This window comes from Streptomyces sp. SP18CS02 (assembly GCF_036322365.1).
Taxonomy (GTDB): Bacteria; Actinomycetota; Actinomycetes; order Streptomycetales; family Streptomycetaceae; genus Streptomyces.
The window spans coordinates 112,156-132,991 of the sequence record NZ_JAQYXC010000280.1; the positions used below are offsets into that span (position 1 = coordinate 112,156).

Here is a 20,836-nt window from a genome sequence, read left to right on the forward strand (position 1 = left end):
CCCGGCGGGATCGATGCCGGGTTCCGGACGGGAGGAACCAGGGCTCAGGTCCTCGGCCGGTGCGTCTGAGACGATGGACGGGTGAACGAGATTCCGCAGGGCGGCCTTCAGGAGCAGACCTTCTACGAGCAGGTCGGCGGCGAGCAGACCTTTCGGCGCCTCGTCCATCTCTTCTACCAGGGGGTGGCCGGGGACCCGCTGCTGCGGCCGATGTACCCGGAGGAGGATCTGGGCCCGGCCGAGGAGCGGCTGGCGCTCTTCCTGATGCAGTACTGGGGCGGCCCCCGCACCTACAGCGACAACCGGGGGCACCCGCGGCTGCGGATGCGGCACGCCCCGTTCACCGTCGACGCGGCGGCCCACGACGCCTGGCTCACGCACATGCGCGCCGCCGTCGAGCAGCTCGGGCTGCCCGAGGAGCACGAGCGCCGGCTGTGGGACTACATGACGTACGCGGCGGCGTCGATGGTGAACACGGCGGGGTGACCCCGCCGGCCGCCCTGCCCGGGGCGGCCGCCGTCCCGTGGCTGCGGGCGCCGCACCCCGGCCCCGACGGAAGGCGGAGATCCGGTGCCGGACGACGGTCACGATCACGTCAAGGTCCGCCCGCAAGCGGTTACCGGGCCCTCCCGCCTCTGAAAGCATCGGCCGAACGCCCAGGCGTTCGACACCGGTGGGGGACGGGACGGGTGACGGGCTTCGTACTTCTGCGCGTCCGCGCGCACCGGCTGCTGCTCGCGGCCGCCCTCCTCGCCGTCCTGCTGACCACCTCGGCGCTCGCCGCGCTCGTCGCGTTCAGCGGCTCCATGGGGGACGCGGCCCTCCGTCACACCCTGGGCGGCCGCGCCGCGCCCGCCGCCTCCCTCGTCGTCTCCGCCCACGTCCCGCTCGACCGGCGGGAAGCGGCGGACCGGGCGGGCCGGCTCCCGCTCCCGGCGGAGCACACGGCGGCGCTGGGCATGGAGCAGCGGGTGATGCTGGAGCTGGAGCAGGACCACATCGGGGTGTGGCCGGACAGCCGCGAGTCCTAGATTCCTGCTACCCGCGGAGCCTGTGGGGCCTCCGGGGCCCGTGGAGCCTGTGGTGCTCGTGGGTCCCCCCGCTACGCCTTGTGGCGTACCGGGGTGACGCTCAGCCCGCCGAGCCCGTTCGTACGGACGGCGACCGACCCGAAGGGGGTCCGCAGCCGCAGCCACGCGCCCGCCCTGAGCAGGACCACCGGCAGCCGGCGGAGTGACTCGTGCGCCGGGAGGAAGCCGAGCGACTGGGCGGCGTGCACGGCACGCAGGGGCAGACCGGTCGTGCCCAGGGTGCGGGACCAGATCTCGCGGCCGATCCGCTCGCGCTCCGCGCGGGTGCGGAGCTCGTCGGGCAGTGCCTCGTCCCTGGCGCGGAACTCGGCCACGGCCGCGGCGACCGCACTGCGCAGTCCGGCGGCGTCGGGGAGCCCGGCCACCTCCTGCCAGCCGCCGCGCGGGGGCAGCAGACCGGTCCAGGGCGGGCCGGTGACGGGGGCGGGCACGATGGCCTTGCCGACCGTCTCCTCGATGCCGTCGAGGAGCTCACCGGCGGAGACAGTGACGTCGAGCGGCTCGTCGTCCATGAGGCCGGCCGTGCGGACGGCCAGCACCTCGAAGGACGGCGGCCGCCCGAATACGGCCAGGACGCCGTTGCCCGCCTGGAGGCGGACGGCGGCGGCCCGGTCGTAGTGGATCAGCCGGGCCAGGAAGGCGGCCAGGCCGGCCGCCTCCCTGGGATCGGCGAAGTGCAGAGGCGCCGTCATGCGGCGGCGGCCTCTCCCTGCATGCCGTCGTCCACGTACTCCTCCAGGAACGACCGCTCCTCGGCCGTGATCCTGCGCGGACGCTGAGCGGCGAGGTCGAACGGGACGACGACGGTCGAGGCCCGCACGTACACCTGCGAGGGCCCCTCGGCGTCCTTCACCTCGTACGCGATGGTCAGCGAGGCCGCACCGATCTTCGTCACCCACGACTCGATGATCACCGGCTCGTGCCGGTGGACCAGCGGTCGTACGTAGTCGATCTCGTGCCGCGCCACGACCGAACCACCGGAGAACGACGGCGAGCCGTTCCCCGGCGCCAGCCGGAACATGAAGTCGATGCGGGCTTCCTCCAGGTAACGGAGGAACACCACGTTGTTGACGTGCCCGAAGGCGTCCATGTCCGACCAGCGCAAGGGGCAGCTGTAGATATGTCGAGCCACTGCGGTCGCCTCAGCCCCGGGTCAGCTTCTTGTACGTCGCACGGTGCGGACGGGCCGCGTCCGGGCCGAGACGCTCGATCTTGTTCTTCTCGTACGACTCGAAGTTGCCCTCGAACCAGAACCACTTGGAGTCGCCCTCGTACGCGAGGATGTGCGTGGCGACCCGGTCGAGGAACCAGCGGTCGTGGGAGACGACCACGGCCGCACCCGGGAACTCCAGCAGCGCGTTCTCCAGGGACGAGAGGGTCTCGACGTCCAGGTCGTTGGTCGGCTCGTCGAGGAGCAGCAGGTTGCCGCCCTGCTTCAGGGTGAGCGCGAGGTTCAGACGGTTGCGCTCACCGCCGGAGAGGACGCCCGCGGGCTTCTGCTGGTCCGGGCCCTTGAAGCCGAACGCGGAGACGTACGCCCGCGACGGCATCTCGACCTGGCCGACGTTGATGTAGTCCAGCTCGTCCGAGACGACCGCCCACAGCGTCTTCTTCGGGTCGATGTTGGAGCGGCTCTGGTCGACGTAGGAGATCTTGACGGTGTCGCCGACCTTGATCGAGCCGGAGTCCGGCTCCTCCAGGCCCTGGATCATCTTGAACAGCGTGGTCTTGCCGGCGCCGTTGGGGCCGATGATGCCCACGATGCCGTTGCGCGGCAGGGTGAAGCTCAGGTCCTCGATGAGGACCTTGTCGCCGAAGGCCTTGTGGAGGTTCTCGACCTCGACGACGACGCTGCCCAGACGCGGGCCCGGCGGAATCTGGATCTCCTCGAAGTCCAGCTTCCGCATCTTGTCGGCCTCGGCGGCCATCTCCTCGTACCGGGCGAGGCGGGCCTTGGACTTGGCCTGCCGTCCCTTGGCGTTGGAGCGGACCCACTCAAGCTCTTCCTTGAGCCGCTTGGCGCGCTTGGCGTCCTTCTGGCCCTCGACCTTCAGACGGGTCTGCTTGGTCTCCAGGTACGTGGAGTAGTTGCCCTCGTAGCCGATGGCGCGGCCACGGTCGAGCTCCAGGATCCACCCCGCGACGTTGTCGAGGAAGTACCGGTCGTGGGTGATGGCGACGACGGTGCCGGCGTACTTGGCGAGGTGCGCCTCCAGCCACTGGACGGACTCGGCGTCCAGGTGGTTGGTGGGCTCGTCGAGCAGCAGCAGGTCGGGGGCCTCCAGCAGGAGCTTGCAGAGCGCGACGCGGCGCTTCTCACCGCCGGAGAGGTTGGTGACGGGCCAGTCGCCGGGCGGGCAGCCCAGCGCGTCCATGGCCTGCTCCAGCTGGGCGTCCAGGTCCCACGCGTTGGCGTGGTCCAGTTCCTCCTGGAGCTTGCCCATCTCCTCCATCAGCGCGTCGGTGTAGTCGGTCGCCATCTGCTCGGCGATCTCGTTGAACCGGTCGAGCTTGCCCTTGACCTCGGCGACGCCGTCCTGGACGTTCTCCAGGACCGTCTTGGTCTCGTCGAGCGGCGGCTCCTGGAGCAGGATGCCGACGGAGTAGCCGGGCGACAGGAACGCGTCACCGTTGGAGGGCTGCTCCAGGCCCGCCATGATCTTGAGCACGGTGGACTTACCGGCACCGTTCGGGCCGACCACACCGATCTTGGCGCCGGGCAGGAAGCTCAGCGTCACGTCATCGAGGATGACCTTGTCGCCGTGCGCCTTGCGCGTCTTGCGCATCGTGTAGATGTACTCAGCCAAGAGAAACCGTCCGGCATTAGGAGAGTGGGCAGATACACCCATCTTGCCTGACGTCCGTCCCCCGATGGAAACCAGCACCCGATGGGCTGATACAGAGGCGGCCCCGCTCGCACGTTTCCGCACGTACCGGGGCCGCGCCGGCCGTCGCACTCCGTGACCCGGGGGTCACGGTCACCGACGGCGGGGTCACTCCCCGTCGGCGACGTCCTTCTTGCGGCGGACAAGGAAGACGGCGGCTCCGCCGATCACCACGAACGCGACGGCGATGCCCGCGATCATCGGGGTGGTGCCGGACGCGCCGGTCTCGGCGAGGTCCAGGTCCCCGCTGCCGCCCGTGGCGGCCGCTCCGGTCGAGGTGGCGCCGCCGGAGAGCGGGCTGGGCTGCGAACCGGGCCGGGGGGTGGTCATGGTGGCCGTGCTGCCGGTGGTCCTGCAGTCCAGGATCCCCTTGAAGCTCTTGGTGAAGCCGCCGGGCCCGGTGATGGTGAAGTCGTACGTCTGGTCCTCGGCGACCGGGAGGGTCACCGTCCGGGACGCACCCGCCCGGACGCTGTACCGCAGCCCCATGAGCTCGAAGGTGAAGGGGGCGTCGCCGGTGTTGGCGGCGGTGAGGTCGATGCCGCCCTTGGCGCAGTTCTTCCTGGCGGAGAGCGCGGGGATGGCGCCCGCCTGCGCCCAGGTGGCGGTGGCCGTGGCGGAGACGGTCGACCGGCTCGACCCGGCGAGGATCTGCGTCTGGCTCTTGGTGGCACCGGCGAACGCGCGCCCCACCGGCACGGAGGTGGTGGCCTGCAGGGTGAGCGCCGCGGACCCGTCGGCGGCCTTGGCGGGCACGTCGAAGTAGAGCTCGCCGCCGTTGACCGCGTCGACGACGGGGAGGCCGGCCCGGTCGGTGATCCTGACCCCGGTGGCGGCCGCGTCGGCGGGCGGGGTCACCGTGACGCGGTCGGCGTTGGTACGGACGGTGACCGGCCCGAGCCGGGTACCGGCCCGCCCGGAGACGGCGCCGGGCTCCAGGCTGAGCGACGCCTTGGGCTCCGCGAGGTTCTCGGCCTCCTTCTCCAGCCAGTCGGCGAGCTTCTCGGCCGCCGGGTCGAGCGCCTCGACCTCGGCGTCGTCCGAGTACCGCCAGATCGCCACCTGGGTGCCGGCGGCCGCGGTCTGCCCGGTGAGCGGTCCGGTGCCGGCCTGCTTCGCCAGTCCCACGAGGTCGTCGACCTGGGGGTAGGAGTGCTGGAGGATCCAGCGGATCCGGCCCGCGTCCCTGTTGCCCGCCAGCGAGGTCTGGTCCCAGGAGGTCTCCAGGTACTTGGCCTTCTCCTGGGTGGGGTTGTGGAGGTCGATGCAGTACGTCTTCAGCGTCCCGCCGCCGTCGACGGTCATCTCGAACAGGCCGGCGGGGATCTCCTGGTCCTTGCCGTCGGCGTGGAGCACGGCCCGGTCGAAGGTGGTCAGCCCCTGGAGGGTGGCCGCGGCCCCGCCCTGGTGCTGGGGGGCCTCGTCGGCGACGGCCACGGCGGTGCCCGTTATGGAGGCGCCCGCGATCAGCCCCGAGGTCAGGACCGCGGCGGCGAGACGAGCGGCGCCGCCCTTCCGCCTCCGTACAGAAAACGCAGCAAACACAGAATTCCCCTCTGGACGAGGCTCTTTCGCGTGGGACGCGTGGGGGGAGTGCCTCGCCTGCCGACGCAAGTGCCCCGTGAGTACCCCGAAATCCTAGAGAGGCGACCATGCACAGTCCCCCGTCATACCGTCAGACAACCATTCCGAATCGGAATCGTTATCGCGAACGGCCAACAGGCGCCCGGGAGCTCGTGAAATCTCCACATCAGCGATCCATCCCTTACAGGGAGTTGTCATCCGAGTCGCTCCCCCCCTTTCTCAACTCGCCTGCCAGGAACGGCCGCAGCAGCGGCCGGGCGCCGCCCGTGACCGTCTTCTCCAGAAGGCCTCCTCCGTCGCACTCGCACGGCCTGTGCGTCCCCGCCCGGCACGTGGATCCGGCTCCGTCCGCCGGCCTGCCTGCCGGTCTGCCCCGTCGGCCCGCCTGCCCGCCTGCCGGTCTGCCCCGCCTGCCGGTCTGCCCCGCCTGCCCGCCTGCCCGCCTGCCCGCCTGCCACAGGGGGCGGGTATCCGACGCCGCCCCGTCAGGACTCGCCTCCCCCGCTCGTGCGGCCTCGTCCGTCCCGTGGAACCGGCGCCACCCCTCCGCGTGCTCCGGCCGGAGCACGCGGAGGGGCCCCGTACGGCCGCCGTCAGACACCTCGCCGGCCGCCCGGATCCGGCTCGGGCACCCGCCCCACCCGTCAGTGCTCCGCCCTCCGCCGCTCACCACCCGGCCCGGCCGGGAACCAGCCCGGCCCCGCCAGCCGCACCCCACGCCGTCAGGACGTCCGCTGCGCCGTCCTCGCCCACCCACCGGGAGGCCGGGCCGGCCGCCACGCCCGCCGCCTCCCGCCCCCGTCCCGTCACCCCTCCCCGTCCGGGTCCGATCCCTGTCCCTGTCCGCTGCCGCCACCCCCGCCCGCGTCCTTCCCGGCCAACGCCCCTTCAGGGGACCAGCACCGCGGTCCGCTCCTCCTCGGCGGCCCCCTCCCCCGCCTGCGGACGCGGCGACGCCGCCCCGGAGGACTCACCGCGAGCCACGCGCCGGAAGGCCGCGGTGCCGCGTGACAGGTCGTGCCCCACCGACACCGCGTCGATGTCGACGAACGTCCTTCGCTGGCCGTCCCGCTCCTCGTCCCTCACCTTCAGTCGCCCGTGGACCACGAGCGGGTCGCCGAGCGTGACCGACGCGGCCAGATTCGACCCGAGCGCCCGCCATGCGTTCACCGTGTAGAAACTGGTCGGACCGTCGGTCCAGGAGGCCCTCTCGCGATCCCATCGACGCGCGGTCACGGCAAACCGGAATTTCGCGAATCCGCCCGTGCCGGTGTCCCGGTATTCCACGCTCGTCGCGACATTGCCCACCAGCGTCACCATGGTGTCGTTCATGACGACCACCCCTCCCCGTTCCCGATTCCCCGCTCGCCGTCCCTCGGCTCCGCGTGTGTCCCATGCTGGACCCGGCGGCGGAATTCCGTCCGGGCCTGTGGACAGGGGCCGGGCTGTGCACAACTCCGTCACCCGAAAGGGGACGGTCAGGCGCCCGTCCGGCCTCGTTCACCTCGCGCGGCCGCCCCGCCCCGACACCGTCGCGTACTGCTCGCGCACCTCCCGGTAGCGCATCAGTTCCGCCGCGACCGGGTCGAGCACCCTGGCCCGCCCGCAGGCGGCGGCCGCCTCCCGCAGACGCCGCTCGGTCTCCTGCCCGTAGCGCCGTGCGGGCCCCCGCGCGGCCGCCGCGCACGCCCACTCCACCAGCGGCCCGCCGACGATCCCTCCGAGCATGACCAGAACGGGCGGCAGCAGCCCCGGCTCCAGTACACCGACGATCTGACCCACCAGCCACAGAGCGCCGTAGAACTGAAGGAGCGTCATCGCGGCCTGCGCGAGCACGGCGGCCGGCCACCACGCCGGTCTCGAAGGCCGTCCGCCCTCCCGCTTCTCCCCGACGGTCACCGCCAGCTCGTCCAGCGCCTCGGGCAGCCCCTGCGCGCCCCGTACCGCCGTCTCGCGCACCGCCTGGGCCCACGGCAGGGGCAGCCCGCGCGCCGCCTCGTCGGCGACGACCCGCACCGCCTGTTCGACCCGCTGCCGTGCCGTGAGTTCGTCCTCGACCGGCGTCTCGGGGCGCGGTTCCGTCTTTCCGCCCGGCGTGCGCAGCCCCTCGTACCAGCGCCACAACCGCAGCCATGGTGTGCCGCACGCCCGGCCGGCGTTGCGCCGCCACTCGCGCTCCGCCGCCTCGCCCGCGGCGGAGGCGCCGACCGCGACCGCCAGCCGGGCACCGAAGTCCTCCCGGGAACGCTCACCGAGCCCGGGGCGCCCCTCGGCCACGTACACCGGCCTCAGGCGCACCGCCGCCGCGTCCACGTCCGCCGAGAGCCGTCGCTCGGCCGCGTGCCGCCGTCGGACGAACGCGCCGAGGGTCTCGCGGAGTTCCGCCACTCCCTCACCCGTGAGCGCGGACAGGGCGAGCACCGCGGCGCCCGGCTCGCCGTGCTCGCCCAGCGCCATGCCGTCCTCGTCCAGGAGCCGCCGCAGGTCGTCGAGGACCTGGTGGGCCGCCTCCCCCGGCAGCCGGTCCACCTGGTTGAGCACCACGAACGTCACCTCGGCGTACCCCGCGAGCGGCCGCAGGTAGCGCTCGTGCAGCGTCGCGTCCGCGTACTTCTCCGGGTCCACGACCCAGATCACCGCGTCGACCAGGGCGAGCACCCGGTCCACCTGCTCACGGTGGGCGACGACCGCGGAGTCGTGGTCGGGCAGATCGATCAGGACCAGGCCCTGCAGCGCCTCGTCCCCGGCCCCGCCCGCCAGTGGCTTGCGCCGCAGCCGCCCGGGGATGGCGAGCCGGTCGAGCAGCCCGGCGGCGCCCTCGGACCAGGTGCAGGCGATGGGTGCGGAAGTGGTGGGCCGGCGCAGGCCGGTCTCCGAGACGGGGACCCCGGCCAGGGCGTTGATCAGGGTGGACTTTCCGCTGCCGGTCGCGCCCGCGATCGCGACGACGGTGTGCCCCGACGACAGCCGCTGGCGCGCGGCGGCCTCGTCCAGGACCCGTCCCGCCTCGGCGAGCGTCGCGCCGTCCAGCCGTGTGGACGACAGCCCCATCAGCTCCCGCAGCGCGTCGAGGCGGCCGCGCAGGCTGCCCGCGTACGCTCCGCCGATCGGCACATGGGGCTCCTCCGGCGGGTACGCGTCGTCGAACACCGCGTGCTCGTTCGCGCGTCGGGCGATCAGCCCGTCGTCCCAGCGTTCGTCAACGGCGCTCACGCCGTCACCTCTCCCTCTGCAGTACGGACAGGGCGGCGATCAGTTCGGCCTGCGGCTCCGGCGTCACGTCGAGCGCGTCCAGCGGGGCCAGGCGCCGGCTGCGCTCCTCGTGCAGCACGCGGTCGATGTACGCGGTCACCAGCTCGCCGCCCCGGTCGCGCAGCCGCAGCGCGCCCTGCACGCCGAGCAGCTCGGCGAGCCGCTCCCCCGCGCCGCTCGCCCGGCGCCCGCCGAGCAGGACGACGGCGAGGAGGGCCGCCACGGTCTCCGGGTCGGGCGCGGCGTTGCGCTCCATCCGCCGCACCTCGTCCTCGGCGACCTCCTCCAGGACACGGCGCCAGCGCCGCACGGCCATGCCGATGCGCTCGCCGGCCTCGCGGTCGGACGGGGGGTGCGCGCGGTCGAGCGCCCCGGCGGCCGGTTCCCGCCGCCACGCCTCCTGCACGCGTTCGTCGGCGGCGGCCACGGCGCACTGGAGCAGGGCGCCCAGGGACTCGGCGAGCGAGTCGAGCAGTTCGGTGGCCGAGCAGTCGCGGGGGTAGCCGCGCCAGCGGGTGCGGGCGTCCCCGGCCAGGACGGCCCCGCGCTGGAGCTCGGTGCGCACGCGCTCGCCCTCCCGCTCGTACGCCTGGTCGACGGCGCCGGTGAGGCGTACGGCGGCGGCGTACTGCGAGGCGACCGCCGCGGCCAGCTCCGGCATCCGGGCCCGCAGGGAGTCGATGACCCCGATGGCGGTACGCCCGACGGCCTGCTGCCGGGCGGCCGGGTCGTGGGCCCGGTGGACCAGCCAGTCCCGCAGCGCGGCCACGGCGGTGTCGGGCAGCAGGCCGCTGCCGCCGCCCGCCGACTCGGGCAGTTCGGGGATGGTGAAACGCGGCACCTCGCCCAGTCCCGCCCGGACGAGCAGGGCCTCGTACTGCCGGGACACCTCGCCGATGACCTGGTGGGGAACCCGGTCGAGGACGGTGATCAGCGTGGCGTCGTAGTCCTTGGCGGTGCGCAGCAGGTGCCAGGGCACGGCGTCGGCGTACCGCGAGGCGGTGGTGACCATGACCCATACGTCGGCGGCGCAGATCAGCTCGGCGGCCAGTTCGCGGCTCTCGACGACGAGCGAGTCGATGTCGGGCGCGTCGAGGAGCGCGAGCCCGCGGGGCAGGGTGTGGGCGGTCTCGATCCGCAGGGTGCGCTCGCCGGTGGCGGCGGGCTCGGCCCCGTCCGTCTCGTCGTCGTGCTGGGGCAGCCAGACGCGGGTGAGGTGGGGCAGGACCCGCATCCCGGCGAACCAGTGGTGGTCCTCGGGGTGACAGACCAGGACGGGCGTGCGGGTGGTGGGCCGCAGCACCCCCGCCTCGCTGACACGCCGTCCCACGAGGGAGTTGACGAGCGTCGACTTGCCGGCCCCGGTGGAGCCGCCCACCACCGCGAGCAGCGGCGCCTCGGGCTCCCTGAGCCGGGGCACCAGGTAGTCGTCGAGCTGTGCGAGCAGTTCGGCCCGCGTCTGCCTCGCCCGGGGAGCCCCTGGAAGCGGGAGTGGAAGACGCACGGCGGCGACACAGTCGCGCAGGGCGGAGAGTGCGTCGATGAGCTGAGGCCGTACGTCCAAGGTCACCACATGCGAAGAATGCCCAATTTCGGCACCGTTTTGAAGCGTATGGGCATCTCTGCGCGCCGGTCAGACACATGGGACAGACGGGATGAGTGGGACACAGGCATAACGAGTGCACAACACCCGGCCCGCGAGACGCGAAAAGCGCTGCGGGAATCGCACCTGCCTGCGATTATCGGTTCGCTTCACTGAACCTCCACATCGTGCCACGCAGGTGAAGCGACCGGGTCAAGGTGATCGGAGCCCTATCCTTGTCCCCGGCGAGGTCACGGAACCACCCAACCGGGGCTCCAGGCCACATGGCCACCACCGGCCCCCGTAGCTCAGTGGATAGAGCAGGCGCCTTCTAAGCGCTTGGCCGCAGGTTCGAGTCCTGCCGGGGGCGCACCGCCCGGCCCTCCCCAGAGGAGGGCCTTTCTGCTGTCCGGGTCCGGGAGCAGTGCCGGGCCGGGCCCGCCGGCCGGCCGGGCCCCGCGTGGCCGCGCCATCGGTGACCGGACACCTGACGGGGCACGGATGCCGGACCCCCGTACCGGAGCAGCGCAGGCGCACCGGGCGCCGGCCACCTCGGCGGAGCAGCGCTACCGGGCGCCGGCGTCCCGGGCGGACAGCAGCTCCAGGGCCTCCTCCCAGCGGAACGCCTCCGCCCCGCCGCCCTCGGGTGCGGGAGCCCGGCCGCCGATCAGGACGCCCATGGCCCGGAGCCGGTCCAGACTCGGCCGGTAGGCGGGGTGGGCCGCCATGGCCGCGTTCACGCACGGGAGCACGACGGTCGGGACGCCCAGTCCGTAGGCCTCGCAGAGGATGCCCAGGGCGAGGGTGTCCGCCGTCCCGGCCGCCCACTTGTTGATGGTGTTGAACGTCGCCGGCGCGACGGCGATCGCGTCGGGCGGCGGCAGCGGGCGCGGGTCGCCGGGCGACCGCCAGGCCGAGCGGATGGGGTGGCCGGTCAGGGCCTCGATCGCCGGCGCGTCGATGAAACGGAGGCCCTGCGGGGAGGCGACGACGCCGACCTCCCATCCCTCCTCCCGCGCGGCGGTGATCAGCTTGCCGACCTCGCCGGCGATGCCGGCCGCGCAGACGACGACGTACAGGAACGGCTTCCTGGGCTGATCACTCACGCGGAGACCCCCGGTCGGCGGCTGAGTGGTGCTCTCCCCGGAAGCGTACGGCGACGGTCGCGGGCTCCGCGCCGGTACGGGCCCGATGGCGGGAGCACGCGAAATCCAGATCACCCCCGCCGCAGCGGATATCGATTGCGCGTACGGAAAGGATGTCCTCATGAACTGTTACTCGCGCGTTCGGAGGGGGGACGGATGCGGGGGCACGAGAGCAGTGGTCACAGCGGTTCGGTCGGCAACGAGCTGAGCGGCACGGTGCACGGGGCCACCGTGCAGACCGGGGTGGTGTACGGGGGGATACGCATCGGGGGCGACGGGGCCGCCGGGCCGCCCCGGGCGCCCTGGCAGTTACCTCCGTCCGTCCGCATCACCGACCGGACGGCGGAGCAGAAGGCCCTGGAGGGCCACCGATTGCACGTCGAGCGGGACGGACACTCCACGCTCGTCGCCGTCAGCGGGCTGGGCGGGGTCGGCAAGACCGCTGTCGCGCTCGCCTGGCTGCATTCACTGCGGCCTCGCTTTCCCGGTGGCCAGCTGTACGCGGACCTGGGCGCGCAGGCCTCCGGCGGGCCCACGTCCCCGGGGGAGGTGCTGGGCCGTTTTCTGCGGGCCCTGGGCGTGCCGGCGGGGCAGGTGCCCGTCGGTCTGGCCGAACGGACGGCGCTGTACCGGTCGTTGACGGTGGACCGCCGGCTCGTGGTGCTGCTCGACGACGCCGCCACGGCGGCCCAGGTCCGGCCGCTGCTGCCGGGCGGGCGGAACGTGACGGCGGTGACCAGCCGCCGGCGGATACCGGGGCTGACCGTCGACGGCTGCTTCGCCCTGCACCTGGAACCGCTCACGGCGGAGGCGGCCGTCGAGCTGCTGGCCGCCACGCTCGCCGACGACCGGGTGGCCGCGCAGCCCGAGGAGGCGCGCACACTGGTCGAGTTGTGCGCCGGACTGCCGCTGGCGGTGCGGGTGGCCGGGGCCCGGCTGGCGGCGCGGCCCCGGCGGCGCATCCACTCCATGGTGCGCGCGCTGAGCGAGGAGCACGCGCGGCTGGAGGTGCTGGCCATCGACGGCGACCACAATGTGGGCGCGGCGCTCGATCTGTCGTACCAGGGACTGCCGCCCAAGGCCGCCCGGCTCTACCGGCTGCTGGGGCTCCACCCGGGGCGGGAGTTCGCCGGCGCGGCCGCCTCGGCCGTGCTCATGGAGGACGCGGACGAGCAGCTCGACACGCTGCACGACGCGAACCTGCTGGTCGACGCGGGGGACGAGCGCTACCGCTTCCACGATCTCGTACGGCTGCACGCGGCCGCCAAGGCCGAGGAGGAGGAGTCCCCGCAGGAGCGCGCGGCCGCCCTGCGGCGGATCGCCGACCACTACCTGGCCGGCGCCACCCGCGCCGAGGAGATCATCGACCCCCAGCACCGCACGATGCGCCGGGACCACGGCGACGTCCTGACGCCCGACGTCGGCGACGACGCCGAAGGCGCGCTGGACTGGCTGGAGCGCGAGCTGCCCAACCTGATGGCGGTCGTCCGGAGCGCCCGGCCCGCCGGCTTCCCCGACCTGGCCTGGCAGCTCACCGACGCCGTCTGGCCGCTGTTCCTGCGGCGCAAGTTCTACGAGGAGTGGCGCGCCGCTCACCAGGAGGGCCTGGTCGCGGCGCGGGAATCGGGAGACAGGGCTGCCGAGTGCCGGATGCTCACCTCCGGCGGGGTGGGTGAACTGGGCCTGGGCGAGCACGAACGGGCCCTGGAGATGTTCGAGCGGGCGGCCGGGCTCTTCGAGGCCGACGGCGACGCCCTCGGTCGCGCCCGCACCCTCAACTACCGCGGTCTGGCGCTCCAGCGACTGGGCCGCCTGCACGGGGCGGCCGAGCTGTACGCCCGCGCCGCGGCGGAGTTGCCCCGCTGCGGCGACCGGCGGGCCGGGGCGCTGGCGCGCCTCAATCTCGCCGATGTCGCCCTGGCGCGGGAGGTCCCGGAGGAGGCGGCCGGCCACGCCGGCACGGCGTACACCACGCTGCGGGACGAGGGCGACTCGTACAACGCGGCACGCGCGGCCGTCCTGCTCGGCCGCGCGCTCCTCGCCCGTGGCCAGCTGGACGAGGCCGAGGACCGGCTCCGCGGGGCGCTGGAGGTACTGCGCGGTGTGGGAGCCGGCTACGAGGCGGCCCGCGCCCTGGCGGCCCTGGCCGGGCTCGCCGAACGGCGCGGGCAGCCGGAGCTCGCCCGGGAGCGCTACGAGGAGGCGCTCGCTCTCCACTCGGCCGTCGGCCGGCGGGAGTCGTCCGAGGCACGGGCCGCGGAGGCCGGGCTGCGGCGGCTGGCGCACGCGGAGAACGACCCGAAGGGCGCGGAACCGGGGGAAGGGGCCGGCTGAAGGAGCCGTAGGGACACGATGGCCAGGACGCCCATGGGCAGACCGGCCACCAGCCAGGCGTGGGCCAGCGAGGCCCAGATGCCCCAGGGCACCGCCGGGGCGCTTCCGCCCGCCCTCAGCGTGAGGAGGGGGCCGTCGGGGCCGAGCCGTAACCAGCAGGCGGAGCCCCGGTGCGCGGCCACCACCAGCGCGCCCGGGCAGGCCGCCGCCAGCTCCGCGGTGTACCGGGGCCCGTCCCCCTCCCCGTGCAGCACATCGGCCAGCAGGGGCCAGGGCTCCGGGGCCGGCATCCGGATCCGCAGGTGCTCGTCCACGACGGGGCCGCCTAGCGCCGGGTGCGCCAGGGTGACCCGGGTCCGGTACGCCGAGAACCGCGCGGGGTGGGCAGAGCTCGCGGGGTGCGTGGTGCCCGGGGGGTGGGCAGGGCCCGCGGGGTGCGTGGTACCCGCGGCGGGCGTGGTGCCCACGGGGTGGGCAGAGCCCGCGAGGTGGGCAGGGCAGGTGAGGCGGATGGGGTGTTCAGGGGTTGTGGGGGCCACGGCATGGATGAGGTGCCCAGAGGCGGCGGGGTGATCGGGGCCCACCGTGGCTGTTGTGACCACCGGAGTGGGGTGGACGGCCGCGGTGACCGGGGCGGCCCTCATGACAGCACGCTGCCCGGCTCGTCGTAGGGCAGGACCACGGGCAGCCGCGCCGGTTCCGTCGTCGGTCGCGCGGCGGGTGCGCGCAGGCGCAGCTTGCGGTAGAGCAGCGCGCGCATCTTCTGGGCGAAGCGGCCGGGCTCGGAGGTGATGCGGGCGGCGACCTGTTCGTAGCGGTGCGGACGGTACGCCGCCGAGCTGCGGTTGAGCTGTTGCGGCAGCGGGCGGTCCCGGTCCAGCCGGTGGGCGAAGGAGTTCAGTTCGGCGAGCGGTGAGCCCGGGTCCACATCCGGTACGGGCGTGCCGGCCATCAGCACCGGTGCGCCCGTCATCGCCCCGTACAGGGAGACGGATCCGTGGTCGCCCACGATGTAGTCCGCCGCGACGAGGGCCCCCGCCCAGTCGCCGTACTGGCTGATCAGGGTGAGTCCGGAGCGCCCCAGTCCGGCAAGCCAGCTGCGGATCTGCCATTCGCCGTGGGCGTTCCACACATGCGGGTGGAGCAGCGCGGCCACCCGGTACTCGTCCCTGGGCAGCTCGGTGACCAGCCGTTCCAGCAGGTCCCAGCCCCGGCCGAGCAAGGAGTCGGGCCCCCAGGTCGAGCACACCAGGACCAGTCGTTGCCGGGCCCTGGTGTGCAGGGCCTCGCGGTAGAGCGCCCGTGAGGCGAGGCTCGCGCTGATCCGGTCGAAGCAGGGGTCGCCGACGACCTCCGCCGCCGGCAGCGCCTCGGGGCACTCACGCCCGAGGCGGGTCAGCTCCTCGTGGTGGGCGAGGACGATCACCTCGGGCACCACCGTCCCGTCCCTGATCAGCCGCTGCCTGCTGAGTCCGTACACGCCCCGGTCCGCCACCACGCGGCCCCGCCGCCCGGCCGGCTCCCTCTTGTTGTGGCTGGCTCCGTGCGGGAGCACGATCACCGGCGCGTGCAGCTCGTGGAGGCTGCCGTGGCTGGCGGCCAGCGCGAGGTCGAACTCCGTCTGCACCGCCTGGCTCCACGGCAGGACCAGCCCCTTGAGCTGCTCCAGGAAGTCGGCCACGCCGTTGCTGAACACATCGGGTGCCGAGGTGAAGAACACCTGCACCCGCGAGTCGCCCTCCAGCAGTCGGACCGCGTCGAGCAGCCGCTGCCCGGCGGTCACCGTGTGCACCACGGCGAGGACCCTCCTGCGGATGTGGCGGGTGGCCCAGCGCTCGACGTCCAGGCGCACGGGAACATGCCGCCAGTGCGCCTCCGGCACTGTCACGCTCATCGAATCAATCCCCCGGTTCTGACCATCGGACCGGTCACCCGGTCCGGCCGGCCGCGTGTCACGGCCACGTCCAGGTCTGTGCCCCGGGCTCTGGATGGCGGACTTGCAGGAATCCTGCACTCCCCGTGCGACCGGGCATCCCGGCCCTGCCGCGTGACCGGTCCGGACGCGTCCCGCGGCCGTTCCCGGGCCCCGTCACCGGTCCGGGCCGCCCCGCGCGAGGCGGCCCGGATCCCCCGTCACCCGCCCGGTCGTTTCCGTCGTCCCCGGCTGCCGGGCGGCGCGTCCCGCCTCCGCCCGCGGCCGGCGGCCGTGTTCCCCGTGGGGCCCGGACCGGCCCCGGCCGGGCCGCACCGGGGCGGCCCGGGCCGGGGGCCGTACGCCCGCCGCGCGACCCCGCGGCCGGTCCCGGCCGGTCCCGTGCGCCCGCCACGCATCCGTGCGCCTCTGTCCGCCACCCCTGCCGGCACCGAAAAAGTAAGTTGAGTGCCGTACGAAAAGTGCGGGGTCCTGCCGGAGAACGGCAGGAGGAAGCACACCCGTCGGGGGCGATGGTGGATCTTCTTGCTCTGGGACCCCTTGAGCTGTGGCATCACCACCAGCAGTACGAGCTGGGATCGGTGAAGGAGCGCTACGTACTGGCCGTGCTCACGCACGCCCGGGGCGAGCCGGTCACCGTGGACACGCTCATGGACCGGGTCTGGGACGGGGATCCGCCCCGGACGGCCCTGGACACCCTGCACAGTTACCTGTCGCGGCTGCGGGGGCGGCTGCGGCGCGCGGCCGGTGATCTCGCCCGGGTGGAACGGCCGTCGCCGCGGCTGTACCAGCTGCGGGCCGATCCGGAGGACGTCGACCTGACCCGCTTCCAGCGGCTGCGCAGGGACGCGGGCGCGGCGGCCGAGCGCGGTGAGCGGCAGCTGGCGGTCGGGCTGCTGCACGCCGCCGAGGCGCTCTGGCGGGGCGAGCCGCTGGCCGAGTTCGCCGGGTCGTGGGCCGCCTCGGCACGGGCCCGGCTGGTCGAGGACCACCGGCGGGTCCGGGAGGAACGGATCCGCCTGGAGCTGGAACTGGGCCGCCACGCCGACCTCATCGGGGAGCTGTACGAGCTGGCCGCGCAGAACCCGCTGGCCCAGGGCGTGATCTCGTTGGCGATGCTGGCGCTGTACCGTTCCGGCCGCCACGACGAGGCGCTCGCCCTCTACCGCGGCACGCGCAACCGTCTCCACGACGAGCAGGGCATCGAGCCCGGTCCGGCACTCCAGGAGCTGCACCTGCGCATCCTGGAACAGGACCGCGCGCTGATGGAGACGGCCGACGGCACCGGACGGACGCGCGCGTACGCGCCGGGCGACAGCCTTCCACGGGACACCCGGGACTTCACCGGGCGCACCGGGGAGATGCGCATCCTGCTGAGGGACCCCGCGCCGGGACGCGGGTCGACGGCCATGCCGCTCACCGTCATCCACGGCATGCCCGGCATCGGGAAGACGGCCCTCGCCGTGCACGCCGCGCATCGGCTGCGGGAGACCTATCCGGACGGCCAGTTCTACGTGGACCTGCACGCCTTCAGCGGCCGGCCGCCGTTCGAGCCCGCCGAGGCGCTGGCCGTGCTGCTCCAGGCGACCGGGGCGACCGGGGACCTGCCCGCGTCGCTCGACGAGCGGGTGGGCCGGTGGCGGCAGTGGACGGCCCGTCACCGGGCCCTGGTGGTGCTGGACAACGCGCGGGACGCCGCCCAGGTCAGGCCGCTGCTGCCGGGTTCGCCGTCCTGCCGCGCCATCGTGACCAGCCGCAACCGTCTCGTGGGGCTCGACGGTGCCACCTCGCTCTTCGTGGACGTGCTCTCACGGGCGGAGGCGGCGGCGCTGTTCACCAGGATCGCGGGCGCCGGCCGGCTGTCCGGAGCGTCGGCGGCCCTGGCGCGGGTCGTGGAGGCGTGCGGCCGCCATCCCCTCGCGGTCCAGCTGCTGGCGAGCCGCTTCAGGCACCGGGACGCGTGGGACCTCCAGCACCTCCTGGACCGGCTGGCCGAGGCGGCCGATCCGCTCGACGAGTTCGACGACGGCGTCGCCTCGGCCTTCCGCCTCTCCTACACCGAGCTGAGCGGCCCGGCGCAGCGGCTGTTCCGCCGGCTGGCGCTGCACCCGGGGCCCGACATCACGCTGCGCGCGGCGACGGCGCTGGCCGGGCCGGGCCCGGGAACCTCCGGGGCCGCCGAGGTACGGGGCGGCCTGGAGGAGCTGCTCGACGGACACCTGCTGGAGGAGCCGGTACGCGACCGCTACCGGCTCCACGACCTGGCCCGCGCCTTCGGCCTCCAAATCTGCGCGCGGACCGAACCGGAACGCGACCGCCGTGCGGCGGTCGGCCGGCTCGTCGCCTTCTACCTCACGGCCGCCCACCGGGCCGACGGCCTGGCCCATCCGCACCGCCGGGCACTGCCCCTGGGGGCCGGCCGGGAGTCGCCCTACGCACCCGGCTTCGTCGACGCGGACGAGGCGTCGGTGTGGCTCTCCGTGGAGCGCGCCAACCTCCTGGCCGTGGCGCGGACGGCGGCCGTGGAGGCCCCGGATCACGCCGCGCTCTTCCCGCACGTCCTGGCCGCCTCGCTGAAGCTCTGGGGAACCTGGGACATCGCGGCCGAGCTGTACGGGGCGGCCGTTCCCGCCCTGCGCGCCCTCGGTGACCGGGCGGCACTCGCCCGGATCCTGGTGGAGCGCGCCGGCGTGCTGGCGCAGAAGGGCCACGACGAGGCGCTGCGGTACGCGACCGAGTCCCTGGCCCTCTACCGGGACCTCGGTGACGCGCACGGCTGCGCGGACGCTCTCTTCCAGTCGGGCCGCGCCCATCTCGCGGCGGGCCACGGCGCCACGGCGCTGGGGCTGCTGGGCGAGTCGCTGGAGCTGTACCGACGGGCCGGCGACCGCTTCGGCGAGGCCGAATGCCTCAACGTGCAGGGGGCCGCGCTGTATTACGCCGGGCGGTACGGCGAGGCACTGCGCATCTTCCGCTCCCTCGTCGGCATCAACGAGGAGCTGGGCGATCTGCGCGGCCAGGCCATGGCGCTGAACAACATGGGCGAACTGCACAGCCTCCAGGGACGGTACGAACAGGCCCGCGACCACTACGAACGCTCGCTGGCGCTGGTGCGCAGGTGCGGGGGGCGCCAGGAGCTCGCCATCCTCGACACGAACCTGGGCGGCGTTTACCAGGCCACCGGCGACACGGCCCGGGCGCTCGTCTGCTTCCAGCGGGCCCTGGAGAGCCACCGGGCGGGTGGCGACGCGCTCGGCGAGGCGAACGTTCTGATCAGCATGGGGACGGCGTACGCGGAGAACGGACGCAGGGGCGAGGCCCTGCTGCACTTCAACATGGCGGAGAGGGTCGCGGCGGGCATCGGCAGCGCGTACGAGCGCCAGCGCGCGCTGATCGGCGTGGGAGGGGTGCACCGCGAGTCGGGGCGGCTGGGCACCGCGCTCAAGGTCTACGAGCAGGCACTGGAGGTGGCCCACGGCATCGGGTTCCCCCTCGGGGCGGCCCACGCGCTGGCCGGGCTGGCCCGCACGGCGCTGTCCTCGCGCAGCATCGCCCTGGCCCGCCACTACGGCGAGCAGGCGGTCGCGCTCTACCTGAGCCTCGATGCCGGTACGGAGGCGGAGAGTCTGCGCCGTCTGCTCGGGGACCAGGGGGTGACCGGCTCCTGAGCCCCCTCCCTCCCGGGAAGCCGGGAGGGAGGGCGACGGCGGTGCGGCGGGAGTTTCCCGGGCGGACACCGGGCCGGGCGGACACCGGGCGGGGCGGGGCACCGGGCCGGGCGGGGCACCGGGGCGGCCGTCCCGTCGCCGGCGCCTGCCGTGTCCCCGATTCCCCATGGCGTCCGCGTCGCCGCGTCACCGCCTCCGTATCACCGGCGTCACCACATCAGCTGTGCCGCCTGCGGCGCGGCGACCACCACGGTCCGCGCCTGCCCGATCGAGCCGGTGCCGGGTTCCGGGGATGTCCCGGGCTTCGCCGATGTGCCGCTCGCTCCGACGACGAGGCCGCCCAGGACGAGCACCGCCGCGACGGTGGCGACGGAGGCACTCCTCTTGCGTGTCACAACACTCCTCAAGGATGGGGGAGTTGATACAACCGGTGACCGTGTTGGACCGGTGGACCAGAGGTTAAGCCCCCGGGGTCACCGGTACGGCGCACCCTTGCCCCGTCGAGACCGCGGTGGTATGGGGGCAGGTCATGGGCGGGGCCGGTATCGCCCCCGGGCTCATCGGACTCCGGCCCCACGGGATCGTCGGCCCGGCCCGGGGCGCGTACCGCCCGCCCGCCGGGCCGTGGCCGACGGGCCCGTCCGCGCGGGGCCGAGGCGGCGCGGCCCGTCAGGACCCGGCGCCGGGCTCCACAGGCTGTCCCCCGCGCGCGGGCACGCCGTAGAGGACGAGGTTGTCGGCGTACGCCCGGCTGCCCGGGTCGTACGCCCCGGTGCAGGTCACCAGCGCCAGCCTCGGCACGCCGTCCGCGGCGAACAGGTCGCGCGGCAGGGCCGCCTTGGGGTGGGTACGGCGGGCGACGAGGGTGTACGTGTGACGGACCCCGTCCGCCGTCGTCAGGCGCACATCGGCGCCGAGGGGCACGGTGTGCAGCGCCTGGAACGGTCCGGCGCCCTGCTCGGCGGAGTCGAGGTGGGCGGCCAGGAGCACGGTGCCGCGCGCGTCCCCGGGGCGTGCGCCGAGCGCCCACCAGCCCAGCCGGAACGGGGAGGCCGGCAACGCCAACGCCCCCTCGCGCCCCACGGCCACCGGGTCCACGGGCATGGGGGCGATGTGCCCTGGCACGACCAGCGTGACGGGCGGCGAATGCGCGGGCGGGGCCGGTGGCGGGGCGGCCGCGGTGGGCAGCGCCCCGGCGTCGGCCGCGAGCCCCGCGTGCGGCGCGCCGGACGGCGGCCGCATCAGGGTCAGGGCGACGGCCACGACCACGCTCACGGCTGTGGCCACCACGGCGACCGGGGCGGCTGAGGGGGCGGGGGCGACGGTGCGGACGGCGTCCGGCCGCCCGGGCCGGGCGGGCGT

General features: G+C 74.2%; 14 protein-coding genes, 1 tRNA gene and 2 pseudogenes. 6 read left to right on the forward strand and 11 right to left on the reverse strand.

All coding sequences use genetic code 11. From position 1 onward, the window contains the following. Nucleotides 1-81 precede the first annotated feature (81 nt). The 3 genes and pseudogenes from PUR26_RS14675 to PUR26_RS14685 form a co-directional block, all read left to right on the forward strand. Nucleotides 82-486, forward strand: coding sequence for a globin (locus PUR26_RS14675; RefSeq protein WP_329872786.1), 405 nt, complete (start codon nucleotides 82-84; stop codon nucleotides 484-486). 203 nt (nucleotides 487-689) lie between these two features. Next, nucleotides 690-923, forward strand: a pseudogene (locus PUR26_RS14680) (hypothetical protein); the annotation flags it as partial. Further along, nucleotides 909-1,031: pseudogene (locus PUR26_RS14685) on the forward strand (ABC transporter ATP-binding protein); the annotation flags it as partial. The pseudogenes PUR26_RS14680 and PUR26_RS14685, both read left to right, overlap by 15 nt. Before the next feature lie 71 nt (nucleotides 1,032-1,102). On the opposite strand, the gene PUR26_RS14690 reads toward PUR26_RS14685, so the two are convergent. From PUR26_RS14690 to PUR26_RS14720, 7 genes are all read right to left on the reverse strand, one after another. Next, a complete protein-coding gene (locus PUR26_RS14690) occupies nucleotides 1,103-1,783 on the reverse strand; it encodes a hypothetical protein (RefSeq protein WP_329872787.1) in 681 nt (226 codons plus the stop codon). Beyond that, nucleotides 1,780-2,223 (reverse strand): acyl-CoA thioesterase, encoded by a 444-nt coding sequence (locus tag PUR26_RS14695; RefSeq protein ID WP_329872788.1) that lies wholly within the window; start codon nucleotides 2,221-2,223, stop codon nucleotides 1,780-1,782. The genes PUR26_RS14690 and PUR26_RS14695 overlap by 4 nt, the downstream gene beginning before the upstream one ends. A 10-nt stretch (nucleotides 2,224-2,233) precedes the next feature. After that, the gene (gene ettA, locus PUR26_RS14700) at nucleotides 2,234-3,898 is read right to left on the reverse strand and encodes an energy-dependent translational throttle protein EttA (RefSeq protein WP_329872789.1); all 1,665 of its coding nucleotides are present in this window, start codon (nucleotides 3,896-3,898) and stop codon (nucleotides 2,234-2,236) included. A gap of 186 nt (nucleotides 3,899-4,084) precedes the next feature. Beyond that, on the reverse strand, nucleotides 4,085-5,521 hold the full coding sequence (locus PUR26_RS14705; RefSeq protein ID WP_329872790.1) for a Cys-Gln thioester bond-forming surface protein: 1,437 nt from the start codon (nucleotides 5,519-5,521) through the stop codon (nucleotides 4,085-4,087). 927 nt (nucleotides 5,522-6,448) lie between these two features. After that, complete coding sequence (locus PUR26_RS14710) at nucleotides 6,449-6,892, reverse strand: single-stranded DNA-binding protein (protein WP_329872791.1); 444 nt, start codon at nucleotides 6,890-6,892, stop codon at nucleotides 6,449-6,451. Between the two features lie 168 nt (nucleotides 6,893-7,060). After that, nucleotides 7,061-8,773, reverse strand: coding sequence for a GTPase (locus PUR26_RS14715; protein WP_329872792.1), 1,713 nt, complete (start codon nucleotides 8,771-8,773; stop codon nucleotides 7,061-7,063). A 4-nt stretch (nucleotides 8,774-8,777) separates the two neighbouring features. Beyond that, nucleotides 8,778-10,376 carry a dynamin family protein gene (locus PUR26_RS14720; protein WP_329872872.1) on the reverse strand — a complete coding sequence of 533 codons (1,599 nt, stop codon included), beginning with the start codon at nucleotides 10,374-10,376 and terminating at the stop codon, nucleotides 8,778-8,780. A 315-nt stretch (nucleotides 10,377-10,691) separates the two neighbouring features. On the opposite strand from PUR26_RS14720, the gene PUR26_RS14725 reads away from it, so the two are divergent. Beyond that, nucleotides 10,692-10,764, forward strand: a tRNA-Arg gene (locus tag PUR26_RS14725). A gap of 196 nt (nucleotides 10,765-10,960) precedes the next feature. Here PUR26_RS14725 and PUR26_RS14730 read toward each other — a convergent pair. After that, nucleotides 10,961-11,500, reverse strand: coding sequence for a flavoprotein (locus PUR26_RS14730; RefSeq protein WP_329872793.1), 540 nt, complete (start codon nucleotides 11,498-11,500; stop codon nucleotides 10,961-10,963). A gap of 195 nt (nucleotides 11,501-11,695) precedes the next feature. Between PUR26_RS14730 and PUR26_RS14735 the strand changes: the two genes are divergently transcribed. Then, a complete protein-coding gene (locus PUR26_RS14735) occupies nucleotides 11,696-13,873 on the forward strand; it encodes an ATP-binding protein (RefSeq protein ID WP_329872794.1) in 2,178 nt (725 codons plus the stop codon). Between the two features lie 640 nt (nucleotides 13,874-14,513). Here the strand turns inward: PUR26_RS14735 and PUR26_RS14740 are convergent. Beyond that, entirely contained in the window at nucleotides 14,514-15,767 is a 1,254-nt protein-coding gene (locus tag PUR26_RS14740; protein WP_329872795.1) for a hypothetical protein, read from the reverse strand. 551 nt (nucleotides 15,768-16,318) lie between these two features. Here PUR26_RS14740 and PUR26_RS14745 point away from each other — a divergent pair. Next, nucleotides 16,319-19,474, forward strand: coding sequence for an AfsR/SARP family transcriptional regulator (locus PUR26_RS14745; protein ID WP_329872796.1), 3,156 nt, complete (start codon nucleotides 16,319-16,321; stop codon nucleotides 19,472-19,474). 209 nt (nucleotides 19,475-19,683) lie between these two features. On the opposite strand, the gene PUR26_RS14750 is transcribed toward PUR26_RS14745, so the two are convergent. Together PUR26_RS14750 and PUR26_RS14755 are read right to left on the reverse strand one after the other, a co-directional pair. Beyond that, complete coding sequence (locus PUR26_RS14750) at nucleotides 19,684-19,869, reverse strand: hypothetical protein (protein ID WP_329872797.1); 186 nt, start codon at nucleotides 19,867-19,869, stop codon at nucleotides 19,684-19,686. Nucleotides 19,870-20,143: 274 nt separating this feature from the next. Then, complete coding sequence (locus PUR26_RS14755) at nucleotides 20,144-20,749, reverse strand: class F sortase (protein WP_329872798.1); 606 nt, start codon at nucleotides 20,747-20,749, stop codon at nucleotides 20,144-20,146. Nucleotides 20,750-20,836: the final 87 nt, after the last annotated feature.

Excerpts from the sequence above, each read along its gene's own strand:
- PUR26_RS14690 (WP_329872787.1), bottom strand. The coding sequence starts at position 1,783 with ATGACGGCGCCTCTGCACTTCGCCGATCCCAGGGAGGCGGCCGGCCTG.
- PUR26_RS14710 (WP_329872791.1), bottom strand. The coding sequence starts at position 6,892 with ATGAACGACACCATGGTGACGCTGGTGGGCAATGTCGCGACGAGCGTG.
- PUR26_RS14735 (WP_329872794.1), top strand. The coding sequence starts at position 11,696 with ATGCGGGGGCACGAGAGCAGTGGTCACAGCGGTTCGGTCGGCAACGAG.
- PUR26_RS14740 (WP_329872795.1), bottom strand. The coding sequence starts at position 15,767 with ATGAGCGTGACAGTGCCGGAGGCGCACTGGCGGCATGTTCCCGTGCGC.
- PUR26_RS14745 (WP_329872796.1), top strand. The coding sequence starts at position 16,319 with ATGGTGGATCTTCTTGCTCTGGGACCCCTTGAGCTGTGGCATCACCAC.